The organism is Anseongella ginsenosidimutans (genome assembly GCF_008033235.1).
Taxonomy (GTDB): Bacteria; Bacteroidota; Bacteroidia; order Sphingobacteriales; family Sphingobacteriaceae; genus Anseongella; species Anseongella ginsenosidimutans.
The window spans coordinates 2,720,493-2,740,502 of record NZ_CP042432.1; the positions used below are offsets into that span (position 1 = coordinate 2,720,493).

16 protein-coding genes, 1 tRNA gene and 1 pseudogene are annotated in these 20,010 nt (G+C 50.4%); 14 read left to right on the forward strand and 4 right to left on the reverse strand.

The genetic code is table 11. From position 1 onward, the window contains the following. Positions 1 to 175: 175 nt before the first annotated feature. Positions 176 to 691 carry an acyl-CoA thioesterase gene (locus FRZ59_RS11130; RefSeq protein ID WP_132129017.1) on the reverse strand — a complete coding sequence of 172 codons (516 nt, stop codon included), beginning with the start codon at positions 689 to 691 and terminating at the stop codon, positions 176 to 178. Positions 692 to 1,027: 336 nt separating this feature from the next. Here FRZ59_RS11130 and FRZ59_RS11135 point away from each other — a divergent pair, with 336 nt between their 5' ends. Next, complete coding sequence (locus FRZ59_RS11135; protein ID WP_225975033.1) at positions 1,028 to 3,283, forward strand: patatin-like phospholipase family protein; 2,256 nt, start codon at positions 1,028 to 1,030, stop codon at positions 3,281 to 3,283. Continuing rightward, entirely contained in the window at positions 3,276 to 3,833 is a 558-nt protein-coding gene (locus FRZ59_RS11140) for a hypothetical protein (RefSeq protein ID WP_132129018.1), read from the forward strand. The genes FRZ59_RS11135 and FRZ59_RS11140 overlap by 8 nt, the downstream gene beginning before the upstream one ends. A gap of 153 nt (positions 3,834 to 3,986) precedes the next feature. Here FRZ59_RS11140 and tamL read toward each other — a convergent pair whose 3' ends face one another. Beyond that, positions 3,987 to 6,284, reverse strand: a complete 2,298-nt coding sequence (gene tamL, locus FRZ59_RS11145; protein ID WP_132129019.1) for a translocation and assembly module lipoprotein TamL — start codon at positions 6,282 to 6,284, stop codon at positions 3,987 to 3,989. On the opposite strand from tamL, the pseudogene FRZ59_RS20005 reads away from it, so the two are divergent. From FRZ59_RS20005 to FRZ59_RS11160, 4 genes and pseudogenes are all read left to right on the forward strand, one after another. Continuing rightward, a pseudogene (locus tag FRZ59_RS20005) lies at positions 6,275 to 6,532 on the forward strand (RNA methyltransferase); the annotation flags it as partial. The gene tamL and the pseudogene FRZ59_RS20005 sit on opposite strands and share 10 nt — an antisense overlap. Before the next feature lie 12 nt (positions 6,533 to 6,544). Beyond that, positions 6,545 to 7,069 carry an RNA methyltransferase gene (locus FRZ59_RS11150; RefSeq protein ID WP_225975034.1) on the forward strand — a complete coding sequence of 175 codons (525 nt, stop codon included), beginning with the start codon at positions 6,545 to 6,547 and terminating at the stop codon, positions 7,067 to 7,069. An 83-nt stretch (positions 7,070 to 7,152) separates the two neighbouring features. Then, a tRNA-Cys gene (locus FRZ59_RS11155) sits at positions 7,153 to 7,223 on the forward strand. A 16-nt stretch (positions 7,224 to 7,239) separates the two neighbouring features. Then, positions 7,240 to 7,422 (forward strand): spore protein, encoded by a 183-nt coding sequence (locus tag FRZ59_RS11160; protein WP_132129021.1) that lies wholly within the window; start codon positions 7,240 to 7,242, stop codon positions 7,420 to 7,422. A 211-nt stretch (positions 7,423 to 7,633) separates the two neighbouring features. On the opposite strand, the gene FRZ59_RS11165 is transcribed toward FRZ59_RS11160, so the two are convergent. Further along, positions 7,634 to 8,683 (reverse strand): quinone-dependent dihydroorotate dehydrogenase, encoded by a 1,050-nt coding sequence (locus FRZ59_RS11165; protein WP_132129022.1) that lies wholly within the window; start codon positions 8,681 to 8,683, stop codon positions 7,634 to 7,636. Positions 8,684 to 8,740: 57 nt separating this feature from the next. On the opposite strand from FRZ59_RS11165, the gene FRZ59_RS11170 reads away from it, so the two are divergent. From FRZ59_RS11170 to FRZ59_RS11205, 8 genes are all read left to right on the forward strand, one after another. Then, on the forward strand, positions 8,741 to 10,732 hold the full coding sequence (locus FRZ59_RS11170) for an ABC-F family ATP-binding cassette domain-containing protein (protein ID WP_132129023.1): 1,992 nt from the start codon (positions 8,741 to 8,743) through the stop codon (positions 10,730 to 10,732). A 7-nt stretch (positions 10,733 to 10,739) separates the two neighbouring features. Beyond that, on the forward strand, positions 10,740 to 11,999 hold the full coding sequence (locus FRZ59_RS11175; protein ID WP_132129024.1) for a type IX secretion system plug protein: 1,260 nt from the start codon (positions 10,740 to 10,742) through the stop codon (positions 11,997 to 11,999). Then, entirely contained in the window at positions 11,996 to 12,658 is a 663-nt protein-coding gene (locus FRZ59_RS11180) for a heme exporter protein CcmB (RefSeq protein ID WP_132129025.1), read from the forward strand. The genes FRZ59_RS11175 and FRZ59_RS11180 overlap by 4 nt, the downstream gene beginning before the upstream one ends. A 210-nt stretch (positions 12,659 to 12,868) precedes the next feature. After that, positions 12,869 to 13,522, forward strand: coding sequence for a cytochrome c biogenesis protein CcsA (gene ccsA / locus FRZ59_RS11185; RefSeq protein ID WP_132129026.1), 654 nt, complete (start codon positions 12,869 to 12,871; stop codon positions 13,520 to 13,522). A 32-nt stretch (positions 13,523 to 13,554) separates the two neighbouring features. Continuing rightward, entirely contained in the window at positions 13,555 to 13,770 is a 216-nt protein-coding gene (locus tag FRZ59_RS11190; protein WP_165922837.1) for a CcmD family protein, read from the forward strand. 338 nt (positions 13,771 to 14,108) lie between these two features. Continuing rightward, positions 14,109 to 15,494 carry a Glu/Leu/Phe/Val family dehydrogenase gene (locus FRZ59_RS11195; protein WP_225975035.1) on the forward strand — a complete coding sequence of 462 codons (1,386 nt, stop codon included), beginning with the start codon at positions 14,109 to 14,111 and terminating at the stop codon, positions 15,492 to 15,494. Between the two features lie 28 nt (positions 15,495 to 15,522). Next, positions 15,523 to 17,493, forward strand: coding sequence for a transglutaminase family protein (locus FRZ59_RS11200; RefSeq protein ID WP_132129028.1), 1,971 nt, complete (start codon positions 15,523 to 15,525; stop codon positions 17,491 to 17,493). A 12-nt stretch (positions 17,494 to 17,505) separates the two neighbouring features. Next, entirely contained in the window at positions 17,506 to 19,416 is a 1,911-nt protein-coding gene (locus tag FRZ59_RS11205) for a DUF3857 domain-containing protein (RefSeq protein ID WP_132129029.1), read from the forward strand. On the opposite strand, the gene FRZ59_RS11210 is transcribed toward FRZ59_RS11205, so the two are convergent. Beyond that, entirely contained in the window at positions 19,389 to 19,991 is a 603-nt protein-coding gene (locus FRZ59_RS11210; RefSeq protein ID WP_132129030.1) for a DJ-1/PfpI family protein, read from the reverse strand. The genes FRZ59_RS11205 and FRZ59_RS11210 overlap by 28 nt on opposite strands. Between the last annotated feature and the right edge of the window lie 19 nt (positions 19,992 to 20,010).

Consider the following 20,010-nt stretch of genomic DNA (forward strand, 5'->3'; position numbering starts at 1 on the left):
TTGGCTTTGAACGCTTCTTGAGAACTAGAAAGCTAGATTGACTTTCTAAGAAACGGGAAGCTAAACTAGGAACCTTCGTCTATAACTGTTTCTAAGAACTACAAACTAGAAACTAAAAACTATAGACTACAAACTTTAAACCTTGAACCTTGAACGTTAAACCTTGAACGTTAAACTATTTCGGTACAAACAAGGCTTTAAGTTCAGTGGCTTCATCGGGTTTCATTTTTCCGGCCAGGATCAGGCGAAGCTGGCGGCGCCGCAGGGCTCCGTCATATAAGTTTTGTTCTTCTTCAGTTTCGGGACGTACCTCCGGTACCCGTACCGGCCGGTTGTTTTCATCTACAGCCACGAACGTATAGTAGGCTTCATTACTTTTTACTTTTTTTCCGCTCGGAATATGCTCGGCCCAAACATCCAGTCGTATTTCCAGGGAGGTGGTAAAAGCGCGCGTTACCTGGGCCTGGATGATTACCAGGTCGCCCATTTTAATGGGTTGTGAAAAGGAGACATTGTCAACGGATGCGGTAACTACCACTTTGTTACTATGCCGCTGTCCGCAAATGGCGGCGGCGATGTCCATCAGGTGCAGCAGGCGCCCGCCCATGAGATTGCTTAGCATATTGGTATCGTTTGGCAATACCAGCTCGTTCATGATGGTAAGGGACTCTTTTGGGGTTTTGGGATTCATGGGGGTAAATATAAAAGATTTTGGCGCATCCGTACTCGCTCAGGCTGATTTTCAGGATCCCGGTTGCTTCGCACCCGCCCTGAAAATCAAAAGTCGCTGCGTGCGGATGCGCCAAAATCTCGTGGTGGCGTACTCGCTCAGGCTGATTTTCAGGATCCCGGTTGCTGCGCATCCGCCCTGAAAATCAAAAGTCGCTGCGTGCGGATGCGCCAAAATCTCGTGGTGGCGTACTCGCTCAGAGTGATTTTTGGGATCCCGGGCGCGCAGCGCCCGGGATCGTCCTGATTCCGGCGGGGAATCTTATATTTGTGTGGGCGGACCCGTTAAAGCTGACGTATGCGTAAAAGGTTTCAGATTGCGTTTTTATTGGTGTTGATGTCTTTGCCTGGCTCGTGCTTGTATGGGCAGAAGGTGGGGCTGGTGCTGAGCGGGGGCGGGGCAAAGGGGCTGGCGCATATCGGGGTGCTGAAGGCATTTGAGGAGAACGGTATTCCAATTGATTATGTAGCGGGAACCTCCATGGGAGGTGTTGTGGGCGGCTTTTACGCGGCGGGGTATTCGCCTTCGGAAATTGAATATATTGCGGCAAGCGCGGATTTTCAGAATTGGATAAACGGGCGGTTTGAAAGCGATTACAGGAATTTCTTTAAGAAAAATCCTGACGCGCCTTCGTTTCTGACGGCAAAGGTGCTTATTGATTCGGCCTTCCGGGCGCGGTTGCGGACGACCATTGCTACGGATATTCCCATGAACTTTGCGTTGCTGGAACTGCTGGGGCAGCCCACGGCGAATGCTGGTTTTGATTTTGACAGCCTGTTCGTGCCTTTTCGCTGCATGGTGGCTGATATTTTTTCGCAGAATGCCATTGTGCTGAGGGATGGGAGCCTTAGTGATGCGCTCCGGGGAACGGTATCGGTGCCGTTTTTTTACCGGCCTATCCAGATTGACGGGAAATATGTGTTTGACGGCGGGCTCTACAACAACTTCCCGGTAGACGTCATGAGAGAAGAGTTTGACGCGGATGTGATCGTCGGCAGCAATACTTCATCAAAAGTTTACAATGAGTATCCCGAGGAAATAGATGAGCAACTGCTGTCGAAGATCACCGTATTCCTTTTTTTATCCAAATCCGATTCCACGCAGCTTGGGGAAAACGGCGTTTTTATCAATCCGGACCTTAGTGAGTTCAGCGCGACGGATTTTGAGCCCGTGGAAGCTTATATTAAAGCCGGCTACGAAGCGGCGCTGCAGCAAATGCCGCGGATCAAGCAATTGATTTCCAGGCGGGTGAGCCGGGACACGCTCCAGGCGAAAAGGGCCCGGTTCAATAGTCGCTTTCCGCCTATCCGGTTTAGCGATATCAGTATAAAGGGGGCTACCGTTGAACAGCGCAGGTATATTGAACGTATTTTCCGGCAGAATAAAAGCGCGCTCTCCCTGAAGGATATTAAGAATGGTTATTACCGGCTGGTGGCGGACGATAATTTTGAGACTGTTTACCCGCGTATGATCTATGACAGCCTGGATCATACCTATCGTTTTGAACTGCAGGTGACCCCGGAGCGGAACTTCTTATTCAATTTCGGGGGAAATGTGTCCACCAGGCCCATCAGTAACGCGTTCATGGGCGTCCAGTACAATATTCTCAGGAGTAATTCCTATACGTTCGGGGCCTCGTTCTATTCGGGAAGGTTTTACGAATCGGCCCGTTTGGCGGCCAGGATGGACATTCCCTGGCGGGTGCCTTTTTTCCTGCAGCTTGATTTTATTTACAATCACTGGAATTACTTCCGAAGCAGCGAGATCTTTATTGAAGACCTGACCCCGACTTATATTGACCAGAATGATAAAAAACTTGAATTCATCCTTGGGCTTCCGGGAAGGAACAATGGCCGTTATGAATTTGCCGCTTCAGCTATACGGCTCAATAATAAGTATTACCTGGATGATGAAGTGACGTCCGGGCCTCTGGACCTTTCTGTTTTTGACGGTTATAAATTCCGGGCTTCTTTTGAAAGGAATACGCTTGACCGCAAGCAGTACCCGTCCAGCGGGCATCGGTTTCAACTGGGATTCTATGCTTTTACCGGGAAGGAAGGATTTATCCCCATCCAGGGAACGGCTTTGCCGGGACAGCAAAAAAACTGGCTGAAGGCCAAACTGAGTTATGAACGTTATTTCCGGACGTCCGGGTTCTCAAAACTGGGTTACCTGGTGGAAGGGGTATGGACAAATCAGCCTTCTTTTGGCAATCAGAAGTCTTCGATGCTGATGGCGCCGGTTTTTTACCCCCTTGCCGATAGCAAATCCTTGTACCTGGAAAGCCTTCGGGCGCGGAAGTACGCTGCGCTTGGCCTGAGGAATATTATCACTTTTTACGAAAACATCGATCTCCGGATGGAAGGCTATATTTTCAAGCAACCGGATCTGGAACTGAGCAATTTTTCGCTGGCTGCCTCGGCGGCGCTGGTTTATCATAGCCCGGTGGGGCCTGTTGGGCTCAATGTCAGTTACTACGACGACCCGGAGCGGAAACTTGGCGTATTATTCCATATCGGGTACCTGATCTATAACAAACGGGCAAATGAATAGACTTTTATTTATTTTCGGTTACTTCCTTATTTCCCTGTTTTCAGGGAGCATTAGCGTTTCTGCAGGCGATATTCCCGATTTTGCCGTACGGGAGCAGGAAGGGGAAACCATTAAGCTGGTTGCGCTGGACGCATCGGGGAACAGCCTGCAGGACCTGAGCGGCGTTTTTCCGTTTTCTGTCAATGGATTTGAGACGGATATCAGATTTAAGGATGGCCAGGCTTCTTTCCCGCAGGAGGTGGCCGCTGCAACTTTTCTTTATTTAAAACATGAAGGCGGAACCGGCAGCACCGCGCATTTGTATTACGTTTACCGTGGCTTGTCGGGGGGCTTTTCCGTGATCCATATTCCGCTGGCCTTATTGGTGGTGGTTCCGCTGGCCCTGATCCTGCTTGGGATGTTTTTCCGAAGGCTGATCATTCTTATGTTGTTGCTGCTGGGAGCGTTCTTTTATTTCAATAGTTCGAAAGGGCTGTCGCTGGACTCTTTTCTGGATGCGGCCAGGGAGTGGATAGGGGGTCTGTTGCAAGTGATCCTTGGGATTTCCTGATTGCCCCTCTCAGCATGCGGCGACCCTGTTGTGCGTTCGGGAGCGGCGGCGCTGATGCGGCAACCCTGGTATGGCAACGCTGGTGCTGCGGTACTGGTGCGGCGACGCTGACGCGGCAACGCTGGCTGGTGCGGCGACGCTGGTGCGGCACCACTAAAAAGGGTACCCGATACCCAAAGTGAGGTTGAAGAAATTGTAATTGTACCGTTCCTTGAAGGCTTTATCGCCTATTTTGCCGATGACCCAGCTATTTGTTCCGCCGAATTGGGGGTCATGTACCTTGGCTGCGAAATCCAGCCTGAAGACCAGGAAGTCAATATCAAAGCGGAGCCCGAATCCTGCGCCGACGGCAAGCTCCTTATAAAAATCGCTGGCCCGAAATTCCCTGGATGGGTCATCGTCTTCAAAATCCCAGATATTCCCGACGTCTACAAATGTAGCGCCGTTCAGCTTCGCGAAGAAAAAGTCATCCAGGATGCGAAAGCGGTATTCTACGTTCCCTTCCAGCTTGATATCGCCTACCCGGTAAAAATATTCCAGGTTGCGGTCGCCGGTAGGCTGGCTGTCGTAGTAGTTATAGGTTCCCGGCCCGATGGTCCTGGTGCGCCATGCACGGATGCTGTTAGCGCCTCCCATAAAGAATTTTCGCTGGTAGGGGAGGTTAGGATTGTTTCCGTAGGCGTATCCGGCGCCTGCGTTCAGGCGGAAAACCAATTGTTCCCTGGGCCCGGTTTTCCGGTAAAAGCGGATATCGCCTTCCGGGCGGATGTACTGCGGGTAACGCAGCCCCGCCACCATATAATAATTCCCCGAATCGCTCCTTGGGCCGCCGAATGCCTTGTGAGCCAGGTTAAGCGTATTTCCTGACAGTTCCAGGCTGCCTTTGAAGTAAATAAAATCACCCCCTTCCAGCAATTTATAGGCGCCGTTCACATAGGTATAAGATGATCCGAGGCTGAAATAAGGGTCCAGTTCCGCAACGCGTTCAATGTTTCCCTGTTCAATCAGCAGGTCTTCAAATTCGGGGTTGATAATAGAACGAAGCACGCCTATTCTAAGCGGCGCCAGGTAGTGGCTTTTTGAGCGGGTTTCCTTCCACTCATAACCGAAGGAAAAATTATAGTTTCGAAGGGCATACCTGGTGAACTCAAGCTGGTCAAGGTAGTCAAAGGAAAACTTGCTGCGGGGCATGCCGTATTTTCCGAGGGTGAATTTAAACGGAAGCAGCATCTGTGGGAAAGCGATGCTGCTGTTGATCTCAAACTGCCGCAGGTTGCTTTCCTGCCCGCCCCTGAAACGAAGTTCAAAAAGTTCTCCGCCCTTGAACAGGTTCTTATTATTATAGGTGAAACCGCCCAGGCCGCCAAGGCTGGTTCCAATCAAAGTAAGTTCGCCCTCCAGCGACAGGGACTGCCTTTTCGAGGGAGTAAGCGAAATATAAGCGTCAAGCAGGGTGCTGTCCTGTTCGTTCTTCTTAAAATCAATCGTTATGAATTTGAAAATCCCCAGGTCGCCGAGGCGCGTATAGGTGAGATTGCGGTCCCTTTCCTTATAAATGAGTGTTTTTCCCAGGAACGTGCTGTTATTGAAAACCCGCGGATGGTATTTTCCTTCGTAATCTATAAAGTAATAGTCTCCCTTATAGTTGATCGTATCTGCTTCCGCGCTCCGTTCATTTTCTTCACTCGGATTAATGGTAATATACGTATTGTTAAAGCGATAAACCGTATGCTCGCCGTCGCCGGGGTTTTCTACACGGAGAGTCAGGTCCACCTGGTTGTTATTAAGCGCCGTGTCCGCGTCATACTGAATATAGGCATTTTCAAATTCGGCATAGCCCCTGTTTTTGAGCTGGCTGCTAATGCGTTCCCTTTCATCGCTCAGCACATATTCATCGTAATTCATACCGGAGTCCACCAGCGATTCGCTCTGAAGCACCAGCCGCCTGATGGCAGTATCGGGAATATTGGCATTGTACTCCCGTACAGTGTACACCCGGTTAGGGACGGCTTTATAGGTAACGGCCACTTTCTTTGGTCCTACAGAATCAATGGAGTAGGCTACCCTTGCGTTGAAATAACCCTTTTTCTGCAAATAGATCTCTATTGCTTCGGCGGAAAGGCGGGTAATGGCGGTGTCCAGGATAGCGGGAGGTTCGCCAATATCGTTGCGCAGGGTATCTTTATACTGACCGTTTTTGACATTCACCAGGTTATAGATCCCCAGGTAGGGCTTAAAAAGGCCGAATACCGAACGGTTGGGGGTTTGCCTGATCAGGGCATAAGATTGGGACCGGATCTCTTTTTGTTTTTTATCAAAACCTTCCAGTTTAACCTTCTGGATCAATGCCTGCCGTTCTTCCAGGTAACGGGTAGGTTTACAGGACTGGGCAAGTATCCCGGCTAAAATGATTATAATTGTTGTCGAGCAATAATTAGCAGATGGCCTCAAAATCTGAAATAAGTTTTATAAAATCACTTCATCAAAAAAAGTACCGTGAGCAACACGGCTTGTTCATCGTTGAAGGAACAAAAATGCTGAACGAACTGTTAACGTCAGGATTTAACCTGTATGCTATTTATGCTCTCGAAACTTATTTGCCCTCGTTGCAAATATCAGCAAAACTTCCTGAAAATATAAAAATTGCGGCCCTAACCGAAACAGAACTTCAAAAAATAAGCACGCAGCGTACTCCGAATAAAGTACTTGCTGTGGCATACCTTCCCCCGAATGCCGGGGAGGCCCTATTTGGCCTGCCGGAAAGCCCGGAGAAGCCCGGCGGAATGTGGCTTGCCCTGGACACGATCCAGGACCCGGGAAACATGGGAACCATTATCCGGATCGCCGATTGGTTTGGAATGGGAGGGGTGCTGGCGTCCGAAGATTCGGTAGAATTTTTCAATCCCAAGGTAGTGCAAGCCAGCATGGGCTCGCTTTTCCGGGTGAAGTTATACCAGGGTGACCTCGCTTCAGCGCTTGAAGGAATAAAAACTCCGGTTTACGGCGCTTTGCTGAATGGAAACAACCTTTATGAAGAACGTTTCGGGGGTGAAGGAGTATTGCTTTTGGGAAATGAATCGAAGGGAATATCTCCCGGATTAAAAAAGTACATCACTCACCCGGTAACGATCCCTCGTTTTGGAGGGGCTGAATCATTGAACGTGGCAACGGCGGCCGCTGTTATTTGTTCCGAAATAAGACGCCGCCCGGATGGGCCGGCTGCTTCGCGACGATAAACTAAAAGCCCGTGCGTTTTAAAAAGGATTTTTGCTTGCTTTGAATTAATTGCCTATCTTTGCAAGCCTAAAAAATACAACAGGGTCGGGTGGCCGAGTGGCTAGGCGGAGGTCTGCAAAACCTTATACAGCGGTTCGAATCCGCTCCCGACCTCTTTAATACTAACAAGATGGCAGTAACAAGATTAAAAAGGAAAGATCGTAAAAATAAAGTGGTTGCAAAACGGGAACAAGCTGATATTAAGCTCAGAACCAGCCTTGAAATAGGAGATCGTTCCGAAGAATCAGCTAGCAGCCAGGTAGTAAAAAACCGTGAGGTGATTGCCGAGCTGGAATCGGAATTAAAGAAATAAGGATTCGTTCCCGGCAATGTTATCTTTCCCGTTCAGGGTAAGATAGCCCGGAATTAAAGATATAGGGGGATACTCCTCCATGCAATTATTCCCGTTCCAACAGGACGGGAATTTCTGTTTCCGGCCGGGACGTCCGGTATTTTAGCCATACGCCGGCGGCTTTTCCCGGGACCGGCTCTTCTGCTTTGTGCAGTCCGCCCACTTCCGGTTTTCAGCGTTTTTCGTTTCTGCCTGCCTTGCTCAGAATGGCTTTATTGATCCTTTTGATCAATCCGGGGCCTTCATAAATGAATCCCGTGTAGAGCTGGACCAGGCTGGCGCCGGCTTCCAGTTTTTCGAGGGCGTCCCCGGGAGAATGGATGCCGCCTACCCCGATTACCGGGAAAGCGTTCCCTGACTTTTCCACGAGATACCGGATAACTTCCGTGGCCCGTTTGGCAAGCGGCTTCCCGCTTAATCCACCGGCTCCGATAGCGTTCAGCTGTTCCTCAGCGGTTTGAAGCCCTTCCCTGGAAATAGTGGTATTGGTGGCGATAATTCCGTCAGTACCGGTAGCTTGTACGATCTCCATAATATCGTCAAGCTGGCTGTTGCTCAGATCGGGTGCGATCTTTAACAAGACAGGCTTCTGAGAATTTGCCGGCCCCGCTTGTTTCAGCGCCCGGAGAATGGCTGTGAGCGGCCCTTTTTCCTGGAGTTCCCTCAGGCCGGGGGTGTTAGGAGAACTTACGTTGACCACAAAATAGTCCACGTAATCATACAATGCATGGAAGCAAAGGAGGTAATCCTTGACGGCCTCTTCATTAGGTGTCGTTTTATTCTTGCCGATATTTCCGCCAACGATGACGCCGGGCCTTTTCTTTTTCAGGCGATGCACGGCGGCTTCGACACCCTCATTATTGAATCCCATGCGGTTTATCAATGCTTCGTCCTGGGGCAGGCGAAAAAGCCGGGGCTGCGGATTTCCGGGCTGGGGGCGGGGCGTGAGGGTGCCGATTTCGATAAAGCCATATCCCAGGCCCGCCAGTTCGTTAAATAATATGGCGTTCTTGTCCAGGCCGGCTGCCAGTCCCACAGGGTTAGGGAAATCAATGCCGAACACGCTGCGTCTGAGCCCCGGGTGGTCCACGCGGTAAAGCGCGCCCGCGGCGGCCCCTGCGCCGGGAAGTTTGAAAGCAGTTTTTATAAGAGAGAAAACGCGATGGTGAATGGTTTCCGGATCAGTACTGAACAGGATAGGCTTGATCAGTTGTTTGTACATGAAAAGGCTTTGAATTGAATTTGTACCTTTGCAAAGGTAATTGTATTTGCGCGAAAAATGATATCGATAAACGATTTAACATATGAGATTGGGTCAAGAGCCCTTTTTAAGGACGCCAACTGGCATATCAAACCTGGTGACAAAGCCGGCCTTATCGGGGCGAACGGTACCGGGAAGACGACCCTGCTGAAACTCATCGTTAGGGAATATACGCCTTCCGGAGGGAGCATTTCCAATGCCAGGGACCTGAAAATAGGGTACCTGAACCAGGATATGCTTTCCCTGATGCCGGATGAGAGTATTCTGCACGTGGCCATGGAAGCTTTTGAAAGGCAGAATCAGCTTCATCATGAAATAGCTTCCCTGCTGAAGAAAATAGAAACCGACCATTCCGAGGCCACGCTCCAGAAGCTGGCCGATAAGCAGCACGAGTTCGGCTTGCTGGACGGGTATTCCCTGCAATATAAAGCGGAAGAGATCCTGGAAGGGCTTGGATTCGCCAGCAAGGACCTGGACCGTCCCCTGAAAGAGTTTTCAGGCGGCTGGCGCATGCGCGTCATGCTGGCAAAGATCCTTCTTCAGCAGCCTGACCTGCTTCTGCTTGACGAGCCCACCAACCACCTTGACCTTCCGTCGATTAAATGGCTGGAAAAGTACCTCGGGGCTTTTCCGGGAGCCTTTATCATCGTATCTCACGACCGGTATTTCCTGGACAGGACCGTTCAAAAGATCGTGGAAGCAAAAAACGGCAGGCTTACAGAGTATGCCGGAAATTATTCCTTTTACCTGGAAGAGAAAGCCCTGCGGGAAGAGATCCAGCGGAACCGCTTCCGTAACCAGCAGCAGCAGATAAAGGAAGAACAAAAGCTGATTGACCGTTTCCGGGCAAAGGCCAGTAAGGCAAAAATGGTGCAGTCAAGAATAAAGGCCCTGGAACGTATTGACCGCGTTGAGGATGTGGAAGGCGATGTGGCTTCTCTGAGCTTCCGCTTTTCCTTTTCGAAATCCTCCGGCAAAACAGTCGTGGAAGCCGAAAACATTTCCAAGTCGTATCCCGGAATTACGCTGTTGGAGAATACCTCCGCCAGTATCCTGAAGGGGCAGAAAATTGCGCTTATCGGTGCGAACGGGAAAGGAAAGTCCACTTTGCTCCGGATTGTGGCCGGAGTGGAGCCCTGCGAAGGGACCGTCCGGCAGGGGCATAACGTGGTACCCGCCTTTTTCGCGCAGCATCAGCTGGAATCGCTTGACCTGGAAAAATCCATCCTGGATGAACTCCTTTATTTTGCCCCGCAGAAGACGGAAAAAGAGATCAGATCGCTGCTTGGCTGTTTCCTGTTTTCGGGCGATGACGTATTTAAAAAGATACGCGTACTTTCCGGCGGGGAAAAATCAAGGGTGGCCCTGGCGAAGACCCTGACATCAGACGCGAATTTCCTGCTGCTTGACGAGCCTACCAATCACCTGGATATGCAGTCGGTAAACGTACTCGTTCAAGCCCTGCAGCAGTACGAAGGGACCTTTATCCTTGTTTCACATGATCGCTACCTGGTGCAGGAAGTGGCCAATACCATCTGGTTTATCGAGGACGGGGAAATAAAGGAATATCCGGGCACTTACGAGGAATATGAATACTGGAGCGAGCATATCCGGGAAAAGGCTGCTCCGCAAGATGCATCTTCTGCAGCGGGAAAAAATGGAAAAGCCGCTAGTGCAGAACGGCGCAAAGGCGGAAAGAAGCCAGAGGCCGAAGCAGCTTCAGCCGGCGGGCCCGCGGAAGGAGCAGCTCCTGCTTCCGACGTTCGGCAGAAAAACGGCGAACTCAAAAAACTGGGCAGAAGCCTGGAAGAACTGGAGCAGGCCATAGAAGAGAAAGAAGAAGCGGTAAAACAGGCCGAAGAAGAGCTGACCCGGGAAGCGATTTACCAGGATCCCGCGAAACTCGAGCAGGCAAACCGCGAATATGCACGCCGGCGGGAGGAGCTGGAAAAGCTGAACGAGCAATGGAATAGTCTTGCGGAACGGATTACAGAATTGGAAACTGAATAATCAAGGGATGCTGAAGCGCCTTAGAATTTTACTTTTATTTATCCTGGCAGCATCGTCTGCCCGGGCACAAGAAGCCTATGAGAATAAGGTATTCGTCCCGGAGATCCGCACCGTTCAGTTTTATAATACGAGTGAGGAACAATCCCTGCCGGTGCTGGAACTGAACGGCGGAGGGCAGCTGCTGCTTTCCTTTGATGATCTGCGCGGCGGATTTCGCAATTTTTATTACACCGTAGAGCATTGTACAGCAGAATGGACGCCTTCGGCAATACCGCAGATACAGTACCTGAAAGGCTTCCCCGGGGAGCGGATCAGGGATTACCAGAGTTCCTTTAATACCTACCAGGAATATACGAATTACCGCCTTGAGCTTCCGGATTTTTCCGTTCAGCCCCTGGTTTCTGGGAATTATATTTTAAAGATCTATGAGGATAACGATCCGGAGAAGCTCGTACTCACCCGCCGCTTTTACGTGCTGGAGCGCAAAGTCAGCCTTGAGGCGCAAATGGAGCGCAGCAGCCGTGTAGCAGAGCGGGAGAAAAGGCAGAAGATCAACTTCAGCATCTTTCATCCGAATCTCCAGATATCCAATCCATTCGGGGAAATAAAAGTTTATGTAAGCCAGAATGGGCGGGAAGATAAGGCGCAATGGGTGACGCAGCCGGTCTATGTGAAAGCATCGCAGCTGGTTTACAACGCTGTAGACGTGACGGATTTTTACGGGGGAAATGAATTCAGGCGGTTTGACCTCCGCAGCCTCCGTTTCCGGGGAGAAGGAGTGGCGGCCATCGTACACGACGACCTTTTTATTGCTTCTCTGGTGGAAGACGAACCCAGGCTGAGCCAGGCTTACTCTTCGCTGATCGACTATAACGGCCGGTATTTTATCCGGTTCCAGGAAGGGAATTCACCCGATGTGGAAGCGGATTATGCAAGAGTGAATTTCCGTTTTTCCCCGGGCGCCGCTTCGGGAAATTATTATGTATTCGGCGAATTAACCGGGTGGAAGTTAAAGGATGAGTTCAAGCTGCTCTATGATCCGGGATCAAAGACTTACCAGGCCAGCCCCCTATTGAAACAAGGGGTTTACGATTATATTTACGTACACGCAGATGCTTCCGGCAAGATCGATAACTTCAACACGGAAAGCAATCATTACGAAACCGAGAATGATTACTATATTTTTGTGTACTACCGGCGAAGCGGGTCGCGGTACGACGAGCTGATCGGCTTTAGCATGTTAAATACAACGGACATCCAGCGATGAGAAAACTTGCCGGCGATACGCGAGCCCTGATCAGGCGGGAATGGCTGCTGGAATGGCGTAACCGTTATGCACTTAACGGCATTCTTCTTTACGTAGCGGCAACGGTTTATACCTGTTACCTGTCTTTCCGCCAGGTAGATCCACTGGTATGGAACGCTGTTTTCTGGATCATCCTCGTTTTTGCCGCCATCAATGCCCTGGCAAAAAGCTTTATGCTTGAGAGCCGGGGGAAGCAATTATATTTTTATACCCTGGCCAGCCCACAGGCTGTCATTCTCGCAAAAACACTCTATAATATGCTGCTGATGCTGCTGATAGCGGCAGTTTGCCTCGTCTTTTATGTGATTGTATTTGATAATCCCGTGGCTGATATGCCCATGTACCTGCTTTCCGTATTTTTAGGCAGCATCAGCCTTGCGGGTTCCCTTACCCTCGTCTCGGGGATTGCTTCCAAAGCTGGAAATAATTTTTCCCTGATGGCCATTCTCAGTTTCCCGGTAGTCATCCCCGTCCTTATCCTCCTGATCAAACTCAGCAAGAATGCCATGGACGGCCTGGACCGCTCGGTCAGCGGCAACGAAATTGTCCTCCTGCTTGCCATAAACGTAATCGTGATTGCTTTGTCACAGATATTATTTCCGTACCTTTGGCGTGAATGACAATAACCCCGGGAACAGCAAAATCAACTTCAAACAGTTGCGAGCAACCTGGAACCTGGAATTTTAAACTTTAAACCGTTGCGAAGCAACCTGGAACTTTAAACCGTTGCGAAGCAACCTGGAACTTTAAACCGTTGCGAAGCAACTCGGAACTTTGAACTTTAAACTTTGAACTATAAACCGTTGCGAAGCAACTTTGAACTTTAAACAATGAAAGGCCTTTGGTGGAAAACCGGCGCTGTGATACTGATACTTTACTCGATTATCGGCGGATTGCTGCTGGACGTCCCGCGGCTGCCGATCCTGAACGAGAGCATCCGCAACCTGCATTTTCACGTAACCATGTGGTTTGCGATGATCGCGCTTTTTTCTTACGGATTTTACGCCAGCATTAAATACCTGTCAACGGGCGCTGAAAAATGGGACCTGGCATCGGTGGAAAGCAATAATACAGGCGTTTTCTTTGGTGTGCTGGGACTGCTTACCGGCATGGTCTGGGCCAAGTACACCTGGGGCGAGCCCTGGCCAAGCGATCCGAAACTTAACAGTGCCGCCATTGCCATGCTTGTTTACCTGGCCTACCTGGTGTTGCGAGGATCCGTTGATGAAGACCAGAAGAGAGGCCGTATCTCGGCGGTCTATAATATCTTCGCCTATCCGATCATGATCGCCCTGTTGTTCATTCTGCCGCGTATGACTGATTCGCTTCATCCCGGAAACGGGGGCAATCCCGGCTTTAATTCCTATGACCTGGATTCCCGGCTGCGGGCCGTATTTTATCCCGCAGTCTTAGGCTGGATCCTGCTGGGAATATGGATCATGCAGATACGATTGAGGATCAGGAAATTAGAGTCAGCCAGCTAGTGTGCTGCACATTTAGAATTAAATAACGTTTAATGAAAGCTTTAGCCTCTTTTATTTGTTTGTTGTTTTTGGTCTTGCCCCTGGCGGGTATTGCACAGGACGTGGAAATGGCAGACGCCTTGCGGCAATCCGGTAAGATTTATGTGGTAGTTGCGGTGATAGCCGTTATTTTTGCCGGATTGGCAATTTATTTATTCAGCCTTGATAAAAAGATCAGCAAAATCGAAAAACAGTCGAAGAAAAATTAGCGATCGGCTGTTTTCGTTACTATTCTTTTAAAGAAGCACCCCCGCTTACTCCTGCCTGGTTTTTGTTTCCATCCAAACTTTTATACCTTCGACCTGTGGAAAATACCGGTTTTCCAGCGCTGTGTTGTTCCTGAACGCGGGATAAGCCGCCCCGGGACGTTTCAAAGTTTCAGCGCCGGAATACTAAATTTCTGGCTTTCCGGTTTGTTTTTCACTAATTTGCCAAACCATCAATAAACAAATATGAGTAAAGTTGCATCTGAGCCTGTTGTTCCGGCTAAATCCGGAAAAAGGATTAAAACCGGCAATTCCTCCCCCAGGTTAGTTTCTTCAATGACGTGAACAGGTTTTTCGACCTGGCCTCGCAGCACACTACGTATTCCGGCGACCTGCTGGAGATGATCAAGGATGCGAAGAGCGTTTACCGCTTTAAATTTCCCATCCGGCGGGCCAGCGGAAAAATAGAGTCGGTAGATGCCTGGCGGGTGGAACATTCTCACCATATGCATCCTACCAAGGGCGGAGTGCGTTATAGCCAAATGGTGAACGAAGACGAAGTAATGGCCCTGGCGGCGCTGATGACCTATAAAAATGCCATTGTAAACGTGCCTTTCGGCGGCGCAAAGGGAGGCATCAGGATCAATCCCTGGGAGTACGATGAACGGGAGCTGGAACATATTACCCGGCGCTACACAACCGAGTTGATCAAGAAGAACTTTATCGGCCCCGGAATTGACGTGCCGGCTCCTGATTACGGGTCGGGGGAACGGGAAATGTCCTGGATCGTGGACACCTACCAGGCGTTTTACCCTGGCGATGTCAATTCCCATGCCGCTGTTACCGGCAAGCCGCTTTCCCAGCATGGGATTGCCGGCCGGAGGGAAGCAACCGGGAGAGGTGTTTATTTTGCCACCAGGGAGTGCGTGAATGTCCCGGAAGACATGAAAAGGTTAAAACTTTCCGCCGGGATCGAAGGAAAGCGGGTGATTGTGCAGGGAATGGGGAATGTAGGGTTCAGCGCTGCAAAATTCCTGCAGCAGGCCGGAGCGGTCATCGTTGGCCTTTGTGAGTACGAGGGCGCTATCTATGATGCGGCGGGAATGGATGTGAACGAGGTCTTACTGCACCGGCAGTCCTCCGGTTCTATTCTTAACTATAAAAAGGCGAAGAACTTTGAAAACAGCGCCGAGGGGCTGGAGCAGGATTGCGATATCCTGATACCTGCCGCCTTGGAGAACCAGATCACGGCCGCCAATGCGCCGCGGATCAAAGCCCGGGTGATCGTAGAAGGAGCGAACGGCCCTACCAGCCCGGAAGCGGAAGAACTGCTGATCAGCAAGGGTTGCATCATTGTTCCTGATATGTATGCCAACGCCGGCGGGGTGACGGTTTCTTATTTTGAATGGCTCAAAAACCTTTCTCATGTAGCTTTCGGCAGGATGCACCGCCGGTATGAGGAACAGTCCAATCATGACCTGGCTAACCTGATGGAAAAGATGACAGGCGGCCAGCTAAGTAAAGAACAAAGGAAGCTACTCGTAAAAGGCCCGACAGAGCTGGAACTGGTCATTTCAGGACTGGAAGATACTATGGTAACTGCCTATCATGAGATCCGGAACATAAAAATGGAGAAAAAAGCCATCGACAGCCTGCGGACGGCTTCCTATGTGGGTGCCATCAATAAAATAGCCACTTCCTATATGAACCTGGGAATCTGGCCTTAACGGATGTATTGTTTTATAAAAAAGGCGTATGAGGAAAATTTACCTGTTTATCTTTTTTTCTGTGATCGGCTGCCTGCCGGCCTTGTCGCAATTGAATCCTGTTCAGTTGGGGCGGATCACGCTAAGGGACCTTCAACAAAATGTCTACCCGGACGACACCGCCGCGCATGCGGTTATCCTGAAGGAAACGGGAGAATCTTTCCTGGACAACGAGCGGGAGCTGAAACTGGTCTTTCATTATTACGGCAAGATCAAGATACAGGATGCGTCCGGGCTGGAAGCGGCCAATATTGTTATTCCCCTTTACAAGGGCGAACAAGGCGATGAAGCGGTATTCCGGATACAGGCATTTGCCTATAACCTGGAAGGGGGGCGTATCGTTAAAACCGAGCTGTCCTATAAGGACATCTACGAGGAAGATATTTCCGAACACGTTACGTTGAAAAAGTTCACTTTTCCCAATGCCAGGCCGGGCAGCGTGCTGGAATATACTTATGAGTTGCATTCGCCCTACCTGTTCAATTTCCGGGACTGGTTATTTCAGCATGATATTCCTACTGTTAGAAGCGAATACTGGGCCCGAATACCCGGAAACTTCATTTATAATATGCGGTTGGTGGGCCCCTTTGAACTGAGCCTGAACGAATCGTCAATTTCCAAAGGATGTTTCAGGGCCGGGGGCGGGGTGGCCGATTGCGCGGTATTTAAATGGGCGATGGACAGCATCCCGGCCTTTGTCCGGGAAGATTACATGACGGCTCCTTCCGATTATATGCCCGCTGTCCGGTTTGAATTGTCGGAAGTCCGGCGGTTTGACGGCCAGGTAGACAAGATCACGAAAACCTGGAAAGACCTGGAAATGGAGCTAAAGACGGAGAAATCTTTCGGGCTGGCAATCAAAAGAGCAAGCGAGAAATTCAGCTCCGTTACCGCGCTCCTGACGGCGGAAAGTAAGAATGATTTGGAAAAGGCCAGGAAAATCTACGCCCATTTCCGGGAGCGTTTTGAATGGAACGGGGAGCGGCGGTACTTTGTCCGGGAGGACCTGGATAAAAGCTATGCGTCCGGCAGCGGCTCTGCTGCGGATGTTAACCTGGGCCTGGTAGCCGCATTGCAATCGGCGGGCCTGGAGGCACATCCTTTTTTGCTTTCCACCCGGGATAACGGCTACCCGGTGGATATACATCCGGTCATATCAGATTTTAATTATGTGACTGCTTACCTGCGTATCGGGGAAAAAACATTCCTGCTGGATGCCACGGAAAACTTTCTTCCCTTCGGCATGCTGCCATTTCGCTGCCTGAGCAATAAGGGAAGGGTAATGGATTTTGAGCATTCTTTCTGGATGGACATTCCCAGCGAGGGTAAACTGAAGGAGGTTACACAGCTCCGGCTGACCCTCGACAGCGCGGCACAATTGAAAGGTTCCTATACCTCCTATAAGTATGATTACGGGGCGCTGTCCTACCGGAATAAAATGGCGGAAATAAAGGAAACCAGCCGGTACGTGCGTGAACTGGAAGAAGATCTTGACGGAGTGCGGATAATGAATTACCGGAACAGCAACCTGGATTCCCTGGAAAGCAGGCTTATTGAAGAATACGAGGTGGAAGTGCCTTCTTCAGGCAGGCAGGGTGGCAATATTTATCTCCCCGTCATGTTGCTTAACAAGATTGACGAGAATCCTTTTAAGCTTAGGGAACGGTACTATCCTGTTAATTTCGGCGCCGGCTGGGAAATACAAAACCTCGTGCAGATCCGGCTGCCTGAAAATTACCAGGCAGTTTCCCTGCCGGAACCCGTCGGTATTTCCCTGCCGGCAGGCGGAGGGAGCTTTATCATGAACATGACCGGAACCCGCGGGCAGGTAAATATCTTCAGTAAGATCGAATTGAAGAAAGCCGTTTACAGCCCGCAGGAATACTACTATGTCAAGGAAATGTTCAGCAGGATCGTGAAGGCGCATGCCGCGACTATTGTTTTGGAGCCCATTAAATAAAAACAACCGCAGATGAACAGGTTGAAAACGGTATTAATGATCCTGGCCGGCTGCCTGGCAGCGAGGGCAGGCATGGCCCAGGAACCGGACTTTTCCGTGGAGCAGATCCCTGGCCGGCTCCTGGAATCGGCCGATGCGGTAACCCGCTATTCCCATACGCAGATAATGGTCAATGATCCCCGGAATATGACCTGGCGGGTCAGAAAAGCAATTACCGTACTGAACCCAGCGGGCGAAGATTACGGCGTGGCACATGTATTCTATGATAAATCAAGGAAGATCGCCGAACTTAAAGCCGGTATTTATAACGCTTCCGGCCGGATGGTACGCGCTGTTAAGGAAAAGGAATTTACCGATCAAAGTGCTATCAGCGATATTTCCATTTACGAGGACACCCGCGTTAAGTACTACCGCCCCGGTGTTCGGGAATACCCTTATACGGTATTTTATGAATACGAAATCAGAAGCAGCAATACTCATTATTTTCCGGAATGGTTTCCTGCCCGGTCGCCGCTCGTTTCGGTTCAGGACGCGGTATATGAAGTGATCTGCAGCAACGGTTTCCAGGTGAGGGTAAAGGAAATGCATATTTCGCCCGGCGAAGTAGCGGACAATGCCGGGGGAGCCCGGGTTTACCGCTGGAAAGTAAACGACCTTCCTGCCAGGGGAGAAGAGCCTTTTGCACCGCCCTCGCGGAACTACCTTCCTCATGTAATGGTAGCGCCGGTTGATTTTGAATATGAAGGAATGAAAGGCAGCTTCAGCAACTGGGAGCAATATGGCCAATGGGTATATGAGCGGCTGCTCAGCGGACGGGACGAGGTGCCGGAGGCTACCGCCGCGAAAATAACACAGCTGCTAAGCGGCGCTAAAGACGACCGGGAAAAGGTAGCCCGCGTCTATCAATATGTACAGGAAAAAAACCGCTATGTAAGTGTCCAGGTAGGAATAGGCGGCCTTCAGCCGATGCAGGCGGAAGACGTGGACCGGCTGAGCTACGGGGACTGCAAGGGCCTGGTGAATTATACAAAAGCCCTGCTCTCGGTAGCGGGAATCCCGTCCATCTATACTGAGGTCGCCGCAGGCGATGAACAGCGGAGTTATTTTCCTGAATTCGCTTCCTTCCTCCAGGGAAACCATATTATTCTTTGCGTACCGCTGCAAGGGGACACCGTATGGCTGGAATGTACTTCTAAGGAAGCCCCATTTAATTACCTGGGAACCTTTACCGCCGGCCGGAACGTGCTGCTCATCACCCCGGAAGGAGGAAAGGTCACCCGCACTCCTTACTGCGAAAATTCCGGCAGCCGGAGAGAAGCCACTTTCACGATGCTTGAAAACGGCGAGGCTGCGGTAGAAGTGGAAACGGATTTTACGGGCGCGCTTTATTATGACCGCTACGAGCTTTCTCATGCAAACCCCCGGCAGGCGGACGAGCTGCTGAAGAAGCTGTATCCATTGAATAATCTTTACGTGGAAGATTGGAAGGTGAGCCATCAAAAGGAGGAAACGCCCCTTACGAAGGAAAAACTTCTGTTGCGCGTGCGCGATTTCGGCAGTATCAGCGGCGGCCGTTTGTTTCTTCCGCTGAACCCGCTCAACCGCCTGGAACGTGTGCCTGTTCATCTTCCCCAGCGGAGGTCGGCCGTCTTTATCGCTGAAAGTTATGAGGAAAAGGATGTGTTTGAATTCAAGCTTCCTGAAACGTACAAAGCAGAATACCTGCCTGAAAACCGGGAGATTACGAAGCCATTCGGGAAATTTAGTTTAAGCGCGGCTCTGGAAGGGGAAGTACTGGTGTACAAACGGGTACTCCGGCTGAATAAAGGGACGTATCCGCCTGAGAGCTACCAGGAAGTAATAGACTTTTTCCAGGAAGTGCAGCAGGCCGACTATCAGAAAGCGGTGCTGCTGAAGCCCTGACTGCGGTATTCCATCATTTTCGCCACTTCTTCGCTAAAGGCCTGATCATACAATTGCTCAATCAGGTGAAGGCTGCCTTCGATACCGGAAGAACTGCCCGCCGAGCAGATGATCTTCCCGTTATCCACGAAGCGGGTATCCCTCACCACCTCCAGTTCCGGGTAGTTCCTTTCCAGTTCATCGAGGAAAAGATGGTGAGTGGTGGTTTTAAGCCCCTTCATCAGGTGGCTCTGTGCAAGGATAAATGCGCCGGTGGAAACCGTCAGGATACGGCGGAAAGAGGTAGACCGCAGCCAGTACATCAGCCTGTCGTTATGCATTTCTTTTTTGAATCCCCTTCCGCCCGGGATAATAAGAATATCAATTTCGGGTGAATAGGCAAAGGGGCCGTCGGTTACGAGCCGAAGGCCATGCCTGGTGATTATCTGGTCATGGTTGGACAGGGTAAATACATTGAAAAGCTTCCTTCCAGCCACGTCGTTGGCAAGATTGAATACTCCGAAAGGCCCCGCAAAATCAAGCTCCTCGCAATCATCAAATAGCAAAATCGCTACGTTTCTAACTTTATTCGGCATGCTTAAAAGTTCAAAGTTT

Coding starts and splice junctions, on each gene's coding strand:
- FRZ59_RS11130 (WP_132129017.1), bottom strand. CDS start 691: ATGAATCCCAAAACCCCAAAAGAGTCCCTTACCATCATGAACGAGCTG.
- FRZ59_RS11135 (WP_225975033.1), top strand. CDS start 1,028: ATGCGTAAAAGGTTTCAGATTGCGTTTTTATTGGTGTTGATGTCTTTG.
- FRZ59_RS11140 (WP_132129018.1), top strand. CDS start 3,276: ATGAATAGACTTTTATTTATTTTCGGTTACTTCCTTATTTCCCTGTTT.
- FRZ59_RS11160 (WP_132129021.1), top strand. CDS start 7,240: ATGGCAGTAACAAGATTAAAAAGGAAAGATCGTAAAAATAAAGTGGTT.
- FRZ59_RS11165 (WP_132129022.1), bottom strand. CDS start 8,683: ATGTACAAACAACTGATCAAGCCTATCCTGTTCAGTACTGATCCGGAA.
- FRZ59_RS11170 (WP_132129023.1), top strand. CDS start 8,741: ATGATATCGATAAACGATTTAACATATGAGATTGGGTCAAGAGCCCTT.
- FRZ59_RS11175 (WP_132129024.1), top strand. CDS start 10,740: ATGCTGAAGCGCCTTAGAATTTTACTTTTATTTATCCTGGCAGCATCG.
- FRZ59_RS11180 (WP_132129025.1), top strand. CDS start 11,996: ATGAGAAAACTTGCCGGCGATACGCGAGCCCTGATCAGGCGGGAATGG.
- ccsA (WP_132129026.1), top strand. CDS start 12,869: ATGAAAGGCCTTTGGTGGAAAACCGGCGCTGTGATACTGATACTTTAC.
- FRZ59_RS11190 (WP_165922837.1), top strand. CDS start 13,555: ATGAAAGCTTTAGCCTCTTTTATTTGTTTGTTGTTTTTGGTCTTGCCC.
- FRZ59_RS11200 (WP_132129028.1), top strand. CDS start 15,523: ATGAGGAAAATTTACCTGTTTATCTTTTTTTCTGTGATCGGCTGCCTG.
- FRZ59_RS11205 (WP_132129029.1), top strand. CDS start 17,506: ATGAACAGGTTGAAAACGGTATTAATGATCCTGGCCGGCTGCCTGGCA.
- FRZ59_RS11210 (WP_132129030.1), bottom strand. CDS start 19,991: ATGCCGAATAAAGTTAGAAACGTAGCGATTTTGCTATTTGATGATTGC.